This window comes from Bradyrhizobium sp. sBnM-33 (assembly GCF_032917945.1).
In the GTDB taxonomy this organism is placed as follows: Bacteria; Pseudomonadota; Alphaproteobacteria; order Rhizobiales; family Xanthobacteraceae; genus Bradyrhizobium.
This window is the reverse complement of sequence record NZ_CP136624.1, coordinates 7,405,221-7,420,750: the sequence shown is the minus strand read 5'-3', so window position 1 is coordinate 7,420,750 and position 15,530 is coordinate 7,405,221. Positions and strand designations below refer to the sequence as shown.

Below are 15,530 nucleotides of genomic sequence, written 5' to 3'. Positions count from 1 at the left end.
CTTAATGCGCAGCGAGCGACGACGTTCCTGGGTCAAGTCGCGATGAGCAGTTGGCGATACCGCGCCGGAGCGATGCCGCTGACGGTGGCGATCTACCGGCCCCAGCGCAACACCACGGGATCGAGCTGGCGGGCGATTTCGATGAGACCGGCGCGCGCCGCCGGGTGAACCCTTTGCAGGGGGTGGCGCACCGCGTCCGAACCGATCACGCCGCCTTCCTTCATCAGGATCTTGGCAGCCTGCAAGCCGCACTGCCGGTTCTCGTAATTTATCAGCGGCAGCCAGCGCGCATAGGCTGCCATCGCTTCCTCGCGGCGGCCTGCCAGATAAGGATCGATGATCTGCCGGATGCCGTCAGGGTAGCCGCCCCCCGTCATGGCGCCGGTCGCACCGGCGTCGAGATCGGCCATCAGCGTGATCGCTTCCTCCCCGTCCCAGGGACCTTCGATGTTGTCGCCGCCGGCCGCGATCAGATCGCGAAGCTTCGCCGCCGCCATCGGCACCTCGATCTTGAAATAGCGGATGTTCGGAATTTCCCTGGCCATGCGCGCCAAGAGGTCGACCGAAAGCGGCGTCCCGGCAACGGGCGCGTCCTGGATCATGATGGGAATGTCGATGGCATCGGAGACGGTGCGATAGAACTCGAAAATGGCCTTTTCCGGCACGCGGAACGTGGCGCCGTGATACGGCGGCATGATCATCACCATCGCCGCGCCCGCGTCCTGCGCTTGGCGGCTGCGCTCGGCGCAGATGCGCGAGCCGAAATGCGTCGTCGTCACGATCACCGGCACCCGGCCGGCGACATGCTCCAGCACCGCAACCATCACTGTTTCGCGCTCGGCATCGGTGAGGACGAACTGCTCGGAGAAATTGGCCAGGATGCACAGGCCGTTCGAGCCGGCGTCGATCATGAAGTCGATGCAGCGCCGCTGCCCCGCGAGATCGAGCTCCCCTTGATCGTCGAAGATGGTCGGAGCGACGGGGAAGACGCCGCGATAGGGCCGTTGTGCTGTCGGGGTCATTTAAGGATGTTCCGTTCGAAAGGGATCAGTGATTGTATGGTCGTCCAATTCATTCATCAACATGATAGAAGGCTCGACACAATCGAGCAGTCAGACAAGGAAGGACCGATGGGGGGAGTTCTGGAGGGCGTTCGCGTCCTCGATTTCGGACGCTATATCGCGGGGCCGTATTGCGCGACATTGCTGGCGGAGTTCGGTGCGGAAGTCATCCGGGTGGAAAAACGCGACGGCAGCGAGGACCGCTTTGTCGCGCCGGTCGGCGAAGGCGGCGAGGGGGCGCTGTTCCTGCAGGTCAACCGCAACAAGAAGTGCATCACGCTCAATCCGATGAAGCCGCAAGGCCAGGAAGTGATGCGCCGGCTGGTTGCGACCGCTGACGTCGTCGTCGCCAACCTGCCGCCGCAGACGCTGCGGGCGATGAAACTCGACTATGACGCGCTGAAGGCAATCAAGCCGGACATCATCCTGACAACGGCGACCGCCTTCGGTGGGCCGGGGCCATGGTCCGACCGCGTCGGCTTTGATGGCGTTGGCCAGGTAATGTCGGGCGCGGTGTACATGACAGGCCGCGGCGATCCGCCGTACCGCGCCGCGGTGAACTGGGTCGATTTCGGCACCGCGCTGCATTGCGCGTTCGGCACGCTCGCCGCGCTGATCGAGCGCGGCAAGTCCGGGCGCGGGCAGATCGTCGAGGGAGCGCTCTTGGCGACCGCGCTCTCCTTCACCAATGCGACGCTGATCGAGCAGGCGGTGATATCAGCCAACCGCGTGCCCACAGGCAATCTCGGCCAGACCGCAGCGCCCGCCGACATCTACCGCACCAAAGACGGCTGGGTGCTGTGCCAGGTCACCGGCCATCCCCTGTTCATCCGCTGGGCGAAATTGATGGGCGAGGATCATTGGCTCAGCGATCCGCGCTTCGCCGATGACATCAAGCGCGGTGACCACGGTCCTATCATCAGTGAGCGAATGGCGCGCTGGTGCGCCGAGCGCACCACGCAGCAAGCTGTCGATACGCTCGGCCAAGCGATGATCCCGGCCGGTCCGGTCTTAAGCCCACAGCAGGCGCTGGAGCATCCGCACATCCGCGCCACCGGCTTCATGCAGGATGTCGATTATCCCGGCTTGCCGAACCCCGCGCCGACGGCGCGCGCCGCGGTGCGGCTGTCGGAGACCCCCGGCGAAATCGTCACGCGCCCGCCGACGCTCGGCGAGCACACCGATCGCGTGCTGGCCGATATCGGCTACGACGCGGACGCGATTGCAGCGCTGCGGAGAGACGGGATTATTTGAGCGTAGGGTGGGCAAAGGAGCGTAGCGACGTGCCCACCATCTATCATCGAGCGCGCTTCATGATGGTGGGCACGCTTCCGCTTTGCCCACCCTACGGGCTACAGCGGACGTGGTCGCCTTTGCCCACCTACGGATTGCGAACTGATTTGCCATGTGCCCAAGCGAAAATTCAATGCGCGGCTGCGACCAATTGGCACGACGGGCAAATCACCAAAACTCTGTCCAGCCCTTCCGGCAAAAATATTCCGCTTAACTTCGAGAGCAAATCATCTGCATAACTCCGTCCGTCTCACGGCAGATGAGGGGCGCTCGCGATCGTCACGAACGTGCGGTGAGATGCGATGGACGCTGAAAGCGCGCTGCACGTGCGCGCCCGACGCGTACGGCGAAGTCGTGTGGTTCTGGCGCCGCGGTGCTGGCGTTAAGTTGGCGGGAAGTGTCCCGCCGATGACGGTGGCAAGAAAGCCGTTCACCGGGAAGAGCACGGAGTAAGCCGTAAAGCCATTGCGCAGGGAAGGCCGGGATGCTCCCGCTGTACCTGTATGCTCGTGTGCGCGCTCTTAGTGCGCAAACTGCACACGAGACCGCGGGTGCGGCGCGCACCCGGTCTTCCCTGCGCCCTCTGATCAGGAGGGCGGGTGGTTTTCAGGCAAGCCTCGGGCGCAGTGCGTCGCGAGATCGCGAAGGTGTATCCACGTCATTGCGAGCGAAAGCGAAGCAATCCATTGTCACCTCGTCCGCGGAACGATGGATTGCTTCGCTTCGCTCGCAATGACGGGGAGAGAGCGGGGCCTGCATCCTTCGAGACGGCGCTTTGCGCCTCCTCAGGATGAGGTCCGAGACCCTCATGGTGAGGAGCGCGGCAGCGCCGCGCGTCTCGAACCATGAGGCCCGTGCCGAGAGCCGCCGCCTTCCTTGCAAAAGCTTGAAGTTTAAAATATATGCTGAACCATCATCCTGGAGGCATAACCGATGTCCCAATTGTCGCGTTCCTCCCATGCGCTCGTCACCGGCGGCGGGCGGGGCATTGGCCTTGCGATATCGGCGGCACTGTCGAATGCAGGCGCGACGGTGACGGTGCTCGGCCGCAACCGTGCGACGTTGGATGAAGCCATTGCATCCGGTGCGGCGCAGTTTGCAGCCGTTGCTGATGTCGCCGACCAGGCTTCCGTCAAGTCGGCAGTTGCCGAAGCCGCCGCGCGACAGCCGATCGACATCCTCATTGCCAACGCCGGCGCGGCGGAGTCCGCGCCGTTCGGCCGCTCCGATGCGGCGTTGTTCCAGCGGATGATGGACATCAATTTCATGGGCGTGGTTCATGCCGCGCAGGCGGTATTGCCCGGAATGCTGGAGCGCCGCCGCGGTCGGATCGTCGCCGTCGCGTCGACCGCTGGCCTCAAGGGCTACGCTTATGTCAGCGCCTACAGCGCGGCGAAACACGCGGTGATCGGCCTCGTCCGTTCGCTGGCGCTGGAGACGGCCAAGAGCGGCGTTACCGTGAACGCCGTGTGTCCCGGCTTCACCGAGACCGATCTGCTGGAAGGGTCGATCGACAACATCATCAAGAAGACCGGCCGCAGCCGCGAGCAGGCGATCACAGAGTTGTCAAAGCACAATCCGCAAGGACGCCTCGTGGCGCCGTCGGAAGTAGCTGATACCGTGCTCTGGCTCTGCGGCGAAGGCGCCGGCGCGATCACGGGGCAGGCCATCGCGGTCGCCGGTGGCGAGGTCTGACCGGCCAACGACAATAATGCAATTCAGGGAGATCCCATGAGCAAGCCTGCAAATCCCGTCACGCTGCCGCTGGCCGACTATTCGCCGAAACATTTCTTGCTGGCCGTCGTCGATCGCGTCGCCACAGTGACGCTCAACCGCCCGGAGCGGAAGAATCCGCTGACCTTCGATAGCTATCGCGAACTCACGGACTTTTTCCGCGCCTGCGCGATGGACGACGAGGTCAAGACCGTCGTCGTGACCGGCGCCGGCGGCAACTTCTCGTCCGGCGGTGATGTGTTCGAGATCATCGGTCCCCTGATTCAGATGGACACCAAGGGCTTGACCGCCTTCACCCGCATGACCGGTAATCTGGTCAAGGCAATGCGCGCGTGCCCGCAACCGATCGTGGCTTCCGTCGAAGGCATTTGCGCCGGCGCGGGCGCGATCATTGCCATGGCCTCGGACATCCGTCTCGCCGCCACCGGTGCCAAGGTCGCTTTCCTCTTCAACAAGGTCGGGCTCGCCGGCTGCGACATGGGCGCCTGCGCGATCCTGCCGCGCATCATCGGCCAGTCACGGGCTTCGGAACTGCTCTACACCGGCCGCTTCATGACCGCGGAAGAGGGCGAGAAATGGGGCTTCTTCTCCAGGATCGTCACTCCGGAACAAGCGCTGCGGCAGGCGCAATTACTGGCCAAGCAGATTGCGGAAGGACCCACCTTCGCCAACACCATGACCAAGCGCATGCTGGCGATGGAATGGGCAATGTCGGTGGAGGAAGCGATCGAGGCCGAAGCAGTCGCCCAGGCGCTCTGCATGACCACGGAAGATTTCGCGAGGGCGTTCGAGGCGTTTTCGAACAAGCGAACCCCGGTGTTTCAGGGGAATTGAGAGGACGTTGACCGTAGCCCGGGTGCAGCGAAGCGAAACCCGGGGACCACTGCCTCACCTGGCGAGAACCCCGGGTTTCGCTTTCGCTCCACCCGGGCTACGTAACTACACGCAAGCGACCCCTTGCTCCGAAATTATTTTATGCTTAAAGTAATTTGGAACTAGCCCGACAGCCTGTTTCGGAGGCGGTAGATGAAGATCGCGATAATCGGCGGCGGACCGGCCGGTCTCTATGCCGCGATCCTCTTGAAGAAACAGCGGCCGCAGGCCGAGATCACCGTCTATGAGCGCAACCGTGCCGACGATACCTTCGGCTTCGGCGTCGTGTTCTCCGATGCCACGCTGGACAATTTCGAAAAGTACGATCCGCCGAGCTATCGCCGCATCACCGAGGAATTCGCCTATTGGGACGATATCGCCGTGCATTTCCGCGGCACCGTCCACCGCGTCGGCGGCAACGGTTTTTGCGGCTGCTCGCGCCGCACGCTGCTGTTGATCCTGCAGGAGCGCGCGCGCGAACTTGGCGTGACGTTGCTGTTCGAAACCGACATCGATGACGAAGCCCGCTTCGCCGACGCTGATCTGATCGTGCTCGCCGACGGCATCAACAGCCGCTTCCGCGACAAATACATCGGGCATTTTCAGCCCCGGGTCGACCTGCGCTCCAACAAGTTCGCCTGGATGGGTTCGACCCGGCCGCTCGATGCCTTCACCTTCATCTTCCAGGAGACCGAGTGGGGGCCGTTCATCGCGCACGCCTACCAGTACGAAGCGGGCCGCTCGACCTGGATTTTCGAGACCGATGCCGTGACGTTTCAGCGGGCCGGTCTCGAAGGCCTAAGCGAGCGGCAATCCGCCGATCGCATGGCGGAGATTTTCGGCTGGTTCCTCGACGGTCATCCGCTGCTGATCAATCGCTCGATGTGGCGCAATTTCCCGATGATCCGCAGCGAGCGCTGGATCAAGGACAACATGGTGCTGCTTGGCGATGCCAAGGCGACCGCGCATTTTTCGATCGGCTCGGGCACCAAGCTCGCGATGGAAGACGCGATTGCGCTCGCCGACGCCATGGCGCAGGCGCCGACCGTCGACGCCGCGTTGCAGACCTACGAGCAGGGGCGGCGCGAAGAGGTTGAGAAGACCCAGCACGCCGCCGACGTGTCGCTGGTCTGGTTCGAGCATGTCGATCGCTTCTGGGATTTCGATCCCGTGCAGTTCGCCTTCGGCGTCATGACCCGCGCCAAGGCGATCACCTATGACAATCTGACGCTGCGCGCGCCGGAGTTTGTCCGCGAGGTCGACAAGGCGTTTGCGAAGCAGGTGCGTGCGAAAGGCTTTGACGTCGATCTCGACAAGCCCGTGGCGCCGATGTTCCAGCCGTTCAGGCTGCGCGAGATGGAAGTGAGGAACCGCGCGGTGGTCTCGCCGATGTGCATGTATTCGGCGAAAGAGGGCGTGCCCGGCGATTTCCATCTGGTGCATTACGGCTCGCGCGCGATCGGCGGCGCCGGGCTGATCTTCACCGAGATGACCTGCGTCGGCCGCGATGCCCGCATCACGCCGGGCTGCACCGGTCTGTGGAACGACGAGCAGCAGGCCGCCTGGACGCGCATCGTCGATTTCGTCCATGCCAATTCGTCGGCAAAGATCTGCCTGCAACTCGGACACGCCGGCCGCAAGGGTGCGACCAAGTTAATGTGGGAGGGGATGGACCGGCCGCTGGAGCAGGGCGGTTGGGACGTGATCTCGGCGTCGCCGCTGCCTTATTTCCCCGACAGCCAGGTGCCGCGCGAGATGGATCGCGCCGCGATGGATAGCGTCAAGGCCGAGTTCGTGGCGTCGGCATTGCGCGGCGTGGCGTGTGGCTTCGATATGCTGGAGCTGCACTGCGCCCACGGTTATCTGCTGGCGAGTTTCATCTCGCCGCTGACCAATCAACGGACCGACGAATATGGCGGCACGCTCGCCAACCGGCTGCGCTATCCGCTGGAGGTGTTCGAGGCGATGCGGGCGGCGTGGCCGGCGCACAAGCCGATGTCGGTGCGGATCTCCGCCACCGACTGGGCGGCGGGCGGCATCACCGGTGACGATGCGGTCGCGATCGCGCGGGCGTTCGCCGAAGCCGGCGTCGATCTGATCGATGTCTCCACGGGCCAGACCGTGCGCGACGCGCAGCCGGTCTATGGCCGGATGTTCCAGACGCCGTTTTCGGAACAGGTTCGCAACGAGGCCCGAGTGGCGACCATGTGCGTCGGGAACATCACCACCGCGGATCAGGTGAATACGATTTTGGCCGCCGGCCGCGCCGACCTCGTCGCGCTCGGCCGGCCGCATCTGGTCGATCCGTCGTTCACGATGCGGGCTGCGGCCTGGTATGGCGCCGACATTGCCTATCCGCCACAATATCTGCCCGGCAAGGAACAAATTTTCCGCAACAGCGTACGCGACCGGCAGGATTTCGAGGACCTCAAGGTTAAGGCTAAACCGAAAACCCGCGCCGAGCTGAAAGCCGAGGCGACAAAGCCGCTTGCAGCCGAATAGGGTGAATGGCAGGCTCTCTCCGTCACCTCCCTCTCCCCGCCCTTCGCGGGGAGAGGGCAGGGGTGAGGGGCTCTCACCGCGAGCTGTGAACGCGGTGAGTGCGGTACCCCTCACCCGGATCGCACCGGACGATGCTTCGCATCGCCGAGGCGATCCGACCTCTCGCCGCAAGTGGGGCGAGGTTGAGGAAGAGAGTTGGAGTTACGCGCATGAAAGCGATCATCGTCGGAGGCGGCATCGGAGGCCTCACCACCGCGCTGATGCTGCGCGCCCGCGGCATCGACTGCGAAGTATTCGAGCAGTCCGACACCATCCGCGAGCTCGGTGTCGGCATCAACACGCTGCCGCATGCGATCAGAGAATTGACCGGCCTTGGCCTGTTGGATCGGCTGGACGCCGCAGCTGTTCGCACCGATCAATTGTATTACCTCAACCGCCACGGCCAGGAAGTCTGGCGCGAGCCGCGCGGTCTCGATGCCGGACACGACGTGCCGCAATTCTCGGTCCATCGCGGCCGCCTGCAAAGCGTGATCCATCGCGCCGTCGAGGAACGGCTCGGCAATGAGGCGATCCACACCGGTTGCCGGCTCGGCGCATTCGCGCAGCACGAGGGCGGCGTGGTCGCGCACTTCTTCGACCGCACCGGCTCCCATGTCAAAACCGCGCGTGGCGATATTTTGATCGGCGCCGACGGCATTCACTCGCGCGTGCGCGAGATGCTGTTCCCGGACGAGGGTCCGCCGTGCTGGAACGGCCTGATGCTGTGGCGCGGCGCGCGCGACTGGCCGGCGTTCCTGACCGGCCGCTCGATGATCGTGGCCGGCGGGCTGAATGCCAAGGTCGTGGTGTATCCAATTGCGGAAGGCTCGAGTCCATCGAGCCGGCTGACCAATTGGGCTGTCATGGTGAAGATCGGCGACGGCAATTCGCCGCCGCCGCGCCGCGAGGACTGGTCGCGGCCTGGTAAGCGCGAGGAACTGATGCCGCATGTCGAGCGGTTCAAGGTGCCGTATGTCGACGTGCGCAGCCTGATCTCGGCGACGCCGGAATTCTATGAATATCCGTGCTGCGACCGCGATCCGCTGCCGTACTGGACCTGGGGACGCGTCACGCTGCTCGGCGACGCCGCGCATCCGATGTATCCGGTCGGCTCCAACGGCGCCTCGCAAGCGATCCTCGATGCGCGGGCGCTTGCTGATGAACTGGCGCGCGCCGAGCATCCGCGCCAGGCGCTGGTCGCCTATGAGAAGAAGCGCCTGCCGATGACGGCAGAGATCGTGCGCGCGAACCGCCGTGGCGGCCCCGAGGGCGTGATCGACGCCGTCGAGCAACTGGCACCGGACGGTTTTACCGATATCGAAAAGGTGCTGAGCCACGCCCAGCGCGAGGCGATCGTGCGCGGCTATGCGTCCAAGGCCGGCTTCGCCCCGCCGCCGCTTGGGCTAGCGGCGGTGCGGGCGTAGGGACATCCGCGTAGCACGCCCGTAGCCTGGATGAAGCGAAGCGCAATCCGGGACGGTCATGGCCGTGACGCGCGACCCGGATTTCGCTGCGCTCCATCCGGGCTACGGCTAAGGGATATTCTCTCACGCCCCCGGAGGCGGCGGCAGGAAGTGGATGTTGTGCTCGGCCGCCAGCGCCACCACCGCGTCCGGCGTCTGCTCCTTCATGTTGTGGATCGCCCAGAACAGGTCGTAGAGCCGCCGTGTCGGCGAGACCCAGAACAGCGTCTTCGCGGTCCGTCCCGACTTGTTGAAGATGCCGTGCGGCTTGCCCATCGGCAGCCGCACCAGATCGCCGGGTGTCGCCTGTGTGTCGGCGCCGTCGAGGAAGAAGTCGAGCTGGCCTTCCAGGATGTAGAGGTATTCGTCCTGATCGGGGTGGATGTGCGGCGGCACGAAAGTCTCGGGCGGGAACGACGCGTGCCAGGAGAAGGAATGCTCGGTAACGCTCTTCGGCACGTAGATCTGTCCGAGGATGCTCCAGGAAATTCCCTGGATTCCCTCATTGGCGCGGGTGATGCCGGCGATTTCAGTCTTCATGTGCTGTTCCCTTCCCAAACATTATTTCGCGGGCCTGCAATCCTTGGCGTAGCGGTCGCCGTAGTTGGAAAATACCTTCTCGACGATCTCGGTCTGGAATTTGCCGTCCGGACGCTTGGCGACCTTGGTCAGGTAGAAATTCTGAATCGGATAGCCGTTGACGTTGAACTTGAAGTCGCCGCGTAGCGAGGTGAACTCGGCCTTTTTCAACGCAGCGGATACTGCGTCCTTGTTTTTCAGATCGCCCTTGACCGCCTTCACCGCGCTGTCGATCAGCATGGCCGTATCGTAGCCCTGCATGGCGTAGGTGCCGGGCACGCTGTTGTAGGCGGCCTCGTATGCAGCAACGAACTTTTTGCTCTGCGGATTGTCCATGTTCGGCGCCCAGTTGGCGCCGCCGAACATGCCGACAGCGGCATCCTGCTGCGCGGGCAGGGTCGATTCGTCGACCGTGAACGCCGACAGTACCGGAATCTTGTCAGCGAGGCCGGCCTGCCGATACTGCTTCACAAGCCCGACGCCCATGCCGCCCGGCATGAAGGTGAACAGCGCATCGACTTTCGAGGAAGCGATCTTGGTCAGCTCGACCTGGAAATCCAGCGTGCCGAGCGGGGTGTAGCTCTCCTCGACGATCTCGCCCTTGTAGTCGAGCTTGAATCCGGCCGCCGAATCCTTGCCGGCCTGATAGTTCGGCACCAGCACATACATGCGCTTGTAGCCGCGGTCCTGGGCGACCTTGCCGAGGATCTCGTGAACCTGATCGTTCTGGTACGAAGTCACGTAGAAGAACGGGCTGCACTCCTTGCCGGCATAGCTCGACGGCCCCGCATTCGGGCTGATCAGGAACGTCTTGTTCTCGGTCACCGGTCGGTGGATGGCCTGCAGGATGTTGGAAAAGATCGGTCCGACGACGAAGTCGACCTTCTCGCGCTCGAGCAGGCCCTTGACCTTGGTGACGGCGCCATCGGGCTTGAGTTCGTCGTCGACGACGACGACCTCGACGTCCTTGCCGGCCATTTTGCCGCCGAGCTCCTTGACCGCGAGCTGGAAGCCATCGCGGGATTGCTGGCCGAGCACGGCCGCAGGGCCGGACAAGGTCGTGATCACGCCGATCTTGATCTTCTCCTGCGCTACCGCCGGCCCTGCGGCAACACCCAGCAAAACGGCCAGCCCGGTCAGCTTCAACGACTGCTTCATAATTATTCCTCCGTTCGGCGGCTCTGCAGCCAACCCACGCTACATCAAATGCTCGGAGTGCAGCTTATTCTGGCGGTGACTGCAGCTGCAAGCAACAACGGAGCCATGCAAGCCATGCGCCAATTGCTTGAAACTTAAACAAATCTGGACAATGATCCCGAGCTGCGGTCTGTTCGGGGTCGCCGAACGTCCAACGCAGACAAGATAACACCATGACTCTCGATTCAGAGACCAAAGCCGTCGAGCTCCCGGAGCATCATGGCGACGAACTCAGGCTATGGCTTCGCCTCCTGACCTGCACGACCCTGATCGAGGGCGAGGTACGCAGCCGTTTGCGCGAGCGCTTCGATGTCACGCTGCCGCGGTTCGACCTGATGGCCCAACTCGACAAGGTGCCAGAGGGCATGACGCTGTCCGATGTTTCCAAGCGGATGATGGTTTCGAATGGCAACGTCACCGGCCTCGTCGAGCGCCTGGTCGAGTCAGGGCATCTCGACCGTCGCACCTCGGATGTCGACCGCCGCGTGCAGGTGATCCGCCTGACCAAGGCGGGTCGCGCCGAATTCCGCAAGATGGCGGCGGAACACGAATTATGGATCGCAGATATGTTCGCGGACCTGACGCCGAAGGATGTCCGCGAGTTGATGCGCCTCTTGGCCAAGACCAAGGCTTCGGCACAGAAATCCGCGAAGGTGCGGGGCGGCTGAGGCTGACAACGGAAGGGTGATTCTTGAACGCGGATGTGGACTACGAGGCCGAATACAATAACCGCGCGCGAGTCCCCGAACATCCCGCGATCATGTCCGGCTGGTCGCGCGATGCAGCGGCTTATTGCGAGGCGCATCGCGAGCGCCTCAAGGTGATCTCTTACGGCCCGGGCGAACGCAATCGGATCGATCTGTTTGCTGGCGACGGTGCGGGTCCGATCGTCGTCTTTATCCATGGCGGCTACTGGCAGGCGCTCGATGGTTCGTCATTCAGCCACCTGGCTGCGGGATTGAATGCTCACGGCATCGACGTCGCCGTGCCGAGCTACGATCTGTGTCCCGCCGTTTCCGTTGGCGACATCATTGGTGAGATGCGGGCGGCGGCGCGGGAACTGGCAAAGCTCGGACGGCCGCTCGTCGTCAGCGGCCATTCCGCGGGCGGCCATCTCGCGGCCTGTCTGCTGGCGACCGACTGGCACGCGTTCGATCCGTCGCTGCCGGAGAATCTTGTAACCGCTGCCTATGCCATATCAGGCCTGTTTGACCTTCGTCCGCTGGTCAAGACATCCGTCAACACGGCTTTGAAGCTCGACGATGCATCCGCGAAGGCGGCGAGTCCCTTGTTCTGGAAATCGCCGATGCGCGGCAGTCTGGACGCGGTGGTGGGCGGCAATGAGAGCGCCGAGTATCTCCGGCAGAGCCGCACCATTGTCGATGCCTGGGGCGCGGTCGGCACCGCGACGCGATTTGCGACGATTCCCGAGGCCAACCATTTTACCGCCATCGCGCCGCTTACCGATCCAAACTCGCCGATGACGCTGCGGCTGAAGCAACTGGCCGGGCGCTAGTTCATCCCGCGCAGGGTCGCCGATGGCGTCTCGCCGAACTTGGCGCGATAGGCGCTTGCCATTCGGCTGAGGTGGGTAAAGCCGAGCTCGAATGCGATGTCGGTGATGCTGTCCTTAGGGGAGGCGCCGGCCAGTCTGACGTTGAGGTGCGCGAGGCGGATGTCCCGCAGCATCTCCGAGATCGACATTCCGAAATGCCGCCTGAAGCCGAGCTGCAGCGCGCGGATGCCCGTGCCTGCGGCCGCGGCGAGCTGTGCGAGGTCGAGCGGCTCGTCTGCATGCGCATGCAGGAATTCGCGCGCCCGCCGTAGCGATTGCGGCAGCGTTTCGACTCGGCCACCAAATCGCTCGATGGCATCGCTGGCGCTGTGATGCTGGCCGTGGAGCAAAGCACCCAATAATGTCTCGCGCATGTTGGCCGCGGCCATCGGCGAACGCGGTCTTCGCGGTCCGAGGCGCTCGGCGAGATCGACGAACTCCAAAATCTGCGACTGAAGCTCCCGGCCGGCTGCGGAGCAGAGATCGATCGCCGGCTCGAACTCGACCGCACTTGCCGGCCGCCCTGACAGCGCCGCTGCCCGTTGCTCCAGCAGACGACGGTCGACCAGCAGAATGATCTGGGCGCAACTACCCTGCCAGATCATTCGTGTTGGAATCGTCGGCGATAGCAGCGAGGCGCTTGCGCCGGGCGAGGTTGCGACGTCGCGCGAGGCGGTTTGGATCCACGCTGAACCGTGCACGGGAATTTGCAACAGGAAGAAACGCTCGAGACAGCCAGGGTCGATCGACACCGATCCGCCATAGGCGACGTAGTTGACGGAGAACCCGCCAAAGACCGCGCTGTTATGCAGCGCGAAGAATTCGGATGAGGCGCGGGCGGGCTTTAGCTCATGCGGGCAGAATATGCGTCCGATCGCCTCGGCGGCGTCATCGACGCTGTCGGTCGAAACGCGGTTAAATGCCGCCAGCCGGACGGTTGGGTCATGCCTGACAATGCTGGTGCCCGTCTCCACGGCCCGGCTCTCTGCATTATTTGAAGTCTATAATATCTGTGGGCCGGATGGTTGGGAAGGCGATTTGATGGCCGCTTATGCCTGATCGGAAGGCAGCCGATCGTATCGCGCCGCAGCATCCAAAAGTTTTCGCGATGGGTTCGACGGATTCGTTTTCCGGCTAGACGGCCGCCGCGCTGCGTTAGAGCCTGCGCGAACCGTTCTGGGCCTCGCAACCACCAACCACGACAGAGGAGATGGCGACATGGCAGCACTCGAAAAGGGCATCACCCGAAACGGCACCGGCTACGGCGGCAAGACCTGGAATATCCTCGGTCAAGTCTACTTCCCCAAAGCCGTAACCGATTCAACCTTCGCCTTCGAGACCAACAGCGAGCCCGGCCAGTTCGTGCCGGTGCACGTTCACCCCACACAGGATGAATTCATCCTAGTGCAGGAGGGCGTTCTCGATCTCAAGCTCGACGGCGTTTGGATGCAAGCCAAGGCCGGCGACCTTGTTCGAATGCCGCGCGGCATTCCGCATGGCTATTTCAACAAATCGGACAAGCCGGCCCGCGCGCTGTTCTGGGTTTCGCCGATGCAGAAGCTCGAAGCGCTGTTCAACCAGCTCCACAATCTGACCGACCCCGAAGAGGTGGTTCGGATCTCGGCGCAGCACGAAGTGAACTTTTTGCCGCCCGAGGCCAACGAATAACTTCCTGAGCTCATCCTAGCTGGAGACGTCGTCATGGTCAGCCGACAGAAAGTCTGCGTCATTGGCGCAGGCGTATCCGGACTTGCGGCCGCAAAAGCCTTCGCCGCGCGCGGACACGAGATCACGATCGTCGAGCGCAGCGGCGATCTGGGCGGGGTCTGGGAGCCGGCGCGGTCCTATCCGGAGGTGCAAACGCAGAGCCCGAAGGATCTCTACCGCTACACCGACAAGGCGATGCCGGATTCATACCCGGAATGGCCGAAGGGTCCGCAGGTCCACGCCTATCTCACCGAGTACGCAAAGGACAACAATCTCCTCGGCGCGATCCGCTTCCGCACGACGGTGGTGCAGATGGACCGCCGTCCGGATTCTGCGCCCGGCTGGCGGCTCGATCTGCGTGGGGCCGGATGGCGGTACCACGCACGAAGACTTCGATTTCGTCGCGGTATGCACCGGGCAGTTCAATAAGCCGCAGACGCTCAGTCTGCCCGGCGAAGACGCCTTCATGGCGCAAGGTGGACACATCCTGCACTCCTCGCAATACAACGACCCGGCGATTGCCAAAGGCCGCAGGATCGTCGTGCTCGGCGGTTCGAAGTCGGCAACCGACATCGCGGTCAATGCGGTCAATTCCGGCGCCGCGGAAGTGACGCTGGTGTACCGCGAGCCGGTGTGGCGGATTCCCTATTTCATCGGCGGCTTGGATAATTTCAAACGCATTCTCTACATCCGCGCGCAGGAGGAGATGTTCCGGAGCTGGGGCATCGGCGCGATATCGCGGTTAGCGTATGCGGTCGCAAAGCCGTTCATCTGGGCCAACTGGCGCGGGCTGGAGAGCCTTCTGAAGGTTCAGCTCAAGCTCGGCAAATGCGATATGGTGCCGAAAGAGCGGATTGAGGACGGCGTCAACTGCTCGGTGCCGATTGCCACGCCGGGATTCTTTCCGATGGTCGCGGACAAGCGCATCAAGGCTATCCGCGGCAGCTTTGAGCGCTACGACGGCAATACGATCGTGATGACCGGCGGGCAGCGCGTTCAGGCCGATGTCGCCGTGCTCGCGATCGGCTACAAATTGGGCGTTCCCTTCCTGCCGCAGGCGTATCGCGACAAGCTGGTCGATCCTGACGGGCAGTACCGGCTCTATCGGCTGATTGCCAATCCGGACCTGCCCGAAATGGGATTTGTCGGCTTCAACTCCAGCTTCTGCACGGTATTATGCGCAGACCTCGCCGCGAACTGGCTCGTGCGCTACGCCGATGGACAGCTCGCCCGTCAGCCGACGCCCAAGGAGATGCGGGACAACATCGAGATGATGCTGCATTTCAAGCGCGTCGAGCGGCCGGCCGCCGGCGTCTATGGCGGGCTTTGCGTCGCGCCCTATCACTTCAAGCATTTTGACGAACTGCTCGCCGACATCGGCGTATCCGGACGCCGGCGTAATCCGCTCGTGGAGAAATTTACCCCTCCCGATGCCGCCGCTTACGGTCGCTTCCTCGCCGCAGCGCCGAGTTACCGGGCCGTCGCCTAGGGCGGGGAGGAGTTCCCGAAACACCAATGGGAGCCGGG

The 15,530-nt window shown here is 63.4% G+C and carries 12 protein-coding genes and 1 pseudogene; 9 read left to right on the top strand and 4 right to left on the bottom strand.

What is annotated here, in order from left to right; translation table 11 throughout:
• Nucleotides 1-92 precede the first annotated feature (92 nt).
• The gene (locus RX328_RS34815) at nt 93-1,022 is read right to left on the bottom strand and encodes a dihydrodipicolinate synthase family protein (protein WP_213249365.1); all 930 of its coding nucleotides are present in this window, start codon (nt 1,020-1,022) and stop codon (nt 93-95) included.
• Between the two features lie 108 nt (nt 1,023-1,130).
• On the opposite strand from RX328_RS34815, the gene RX328_RS34810 reads away from it, so the two are divergent.
• The 5 genes from RX328_RS34810 (at nt 1,131) to RX328_RS34790 (ending at nt 8,926) form a co-directional block, all read left to right on the top strand.
• A complete protein-coding gene (locus RX328_RS34810) occupies nt 1,131-2,315 on the top strand; it encodes a CaiB/BaiF CoA transferase family protein (protein WP_213249367.1) in 1,185 nt (394 codons plus the stop codon).
• Nucleotides 2,316-3,287: 972 nt separating this feature from the next.
• The gene (locus RX328_RS34805) at nt 3,288-4,049 is read left to right on the top strand and encodes an SDR family NAD(P)-dependent oxidoreductase (protein WP_213249369.1); all 762 of its coding nucleotides are present in this window, start codon (nt 3,288-3,290) and stop codon (nt 4,047-4,049) included.
• A gap of 36 nt (nt 4,050-4,085) precedes the next feature.
• Entirely contained in the window at nt 4,086-4,922 is an 837-nt protein-coding gene (locus tag RX328_RS34800) for an enoyl-CoA hydratase family protein (RefSeq protein ID WP_213249371.1), read from the top strand.
• A 192-nt stretch (nt 4,923-5,114) separates the two neighbouring features.
• The gene (locus tag RX328_RS34795; protein WP_213249373.1) at nt 5,115-7,463 is read left to right on the top strand and encodes a bifunctional salicylyl-CoA 5-hydroxylase/oxidoreductase; all 2,349 of its coding nucleotides are present in this window, start codon (nt 5,115-5,117) and stop codon (nt 7,461-7,463) included.
• Nucleotides 7,464-7,672: 209 nt separating this feature from the next.
• On the top strand, nt 7,673-8,926 hold the full coding sequence (locus tag RX328_RS34790) for a flavin-dependent oxidoreductase (protein WP_213249375.1): 1,254 nt from the start codon (nt 7,673-7,675) through the stop codon (nt 8,924-8,926).
• Nucleotides 8,927-9,049: 123 nt separating this feature from the next.
• On the opposite strand, the gene RX328_RS34785 is transcribed toward RX328_RS34790, so the two are convergent.
• The gene (locus RX328_RS34785) at nt 9,050-9,505 is read right to left on the bottom strand and encodes a cupin domain-containing protein (protein ID WP_213249378.1); all 456 of its coding nucleotides are present in this window, start codon (nt 9,503-9,505) and stop codon (nt 9,050-9,052) included.
• 21 nt (nt 9,506-9,526) lie between these two features.
• A complete protein-coding gene (locus tag RX328_RS34780) occupies nt 9,527-10,702 on the bottom strand; it encodes an ABC transporter substrate-binding protein (RefSeq protein ID WP_213249379.1) in 1,176 nt (391 codons plus the stop codon).
• Between the two features lie 212 nt (nt 10,703-10,914).
• On the opposite strand from RX328_RS34780, the gene RX328_RS34775 reads away from it, so the two are divergent.
• Nucleotides 10,915-11,409, top strand: coding sequence for a MarR family winged helix-turn-helix transcriptional regulator (locus RX328_RS34775; protein WP_213249380.1), 495 nt, complete (start codon nt 10,915-10,917; stop codon nt 11,407-11,409).
• Between the two features lie 23 nt (nt 11,410-11,432).
• Complete coding sequence (locus RX328_RS34770) at nt 11,433-12,257, top strand: alpha/beta hydrolase (protein WP_249726215.1); 825 nt, start codon at nt 11,433-11,435, stop codon at nt 12,255-12,257.
• Here RX328_RS34770 and RX328_RS34765 read toward each other — a convergent pair.
• Nucleotides 12,254-13,270, bottom strand: a complete 1,017-nt coding sequence (locus tag RX328_RS34765) for an AraC family transcriptional regulator (RefSeq protein ID WP_213249382.1) — start codon at nt 13,268-13,270, stop codon at nt 12,254-12,256. The two genes, RX328_RS34770 and RX328_RS34765, sit on opposite strands and share 4 nt — an antisense overlap.
• Before the next feature lie 244 nt (nt 13,271-13,514).
• Here RX328_RS34765 and RX328_RS34760 point away from each other — a divergent pair, with 244 nt between their 5' ends.
• Together RX328_RS34760 and RX328_RS34755 are read left to right on the top strand one after the other, a co-directional pair.
• The gene (locus RX328_RS34760) at nt 13,515-13,964 is read left to right on the top strand and encodes a cupin domain-containing protein (RefSeq protein WP_213249384.1); all 450 of its coding nucleotides are present in this window, start codon (nt 13,515-13,517) and stop codon (nt 13,962-13,964) included.
• A gap of 33 nt (nt 13,965-13,997) precedes the next feature.
• Nucleotides 13,998-15,492, top strand: a pseudogene (locus tag RX328_RS34755) (flavin-containing monooxygenase).
• Nucleotides 15,493-15,530: the final 38 nt, after the last annotated feature.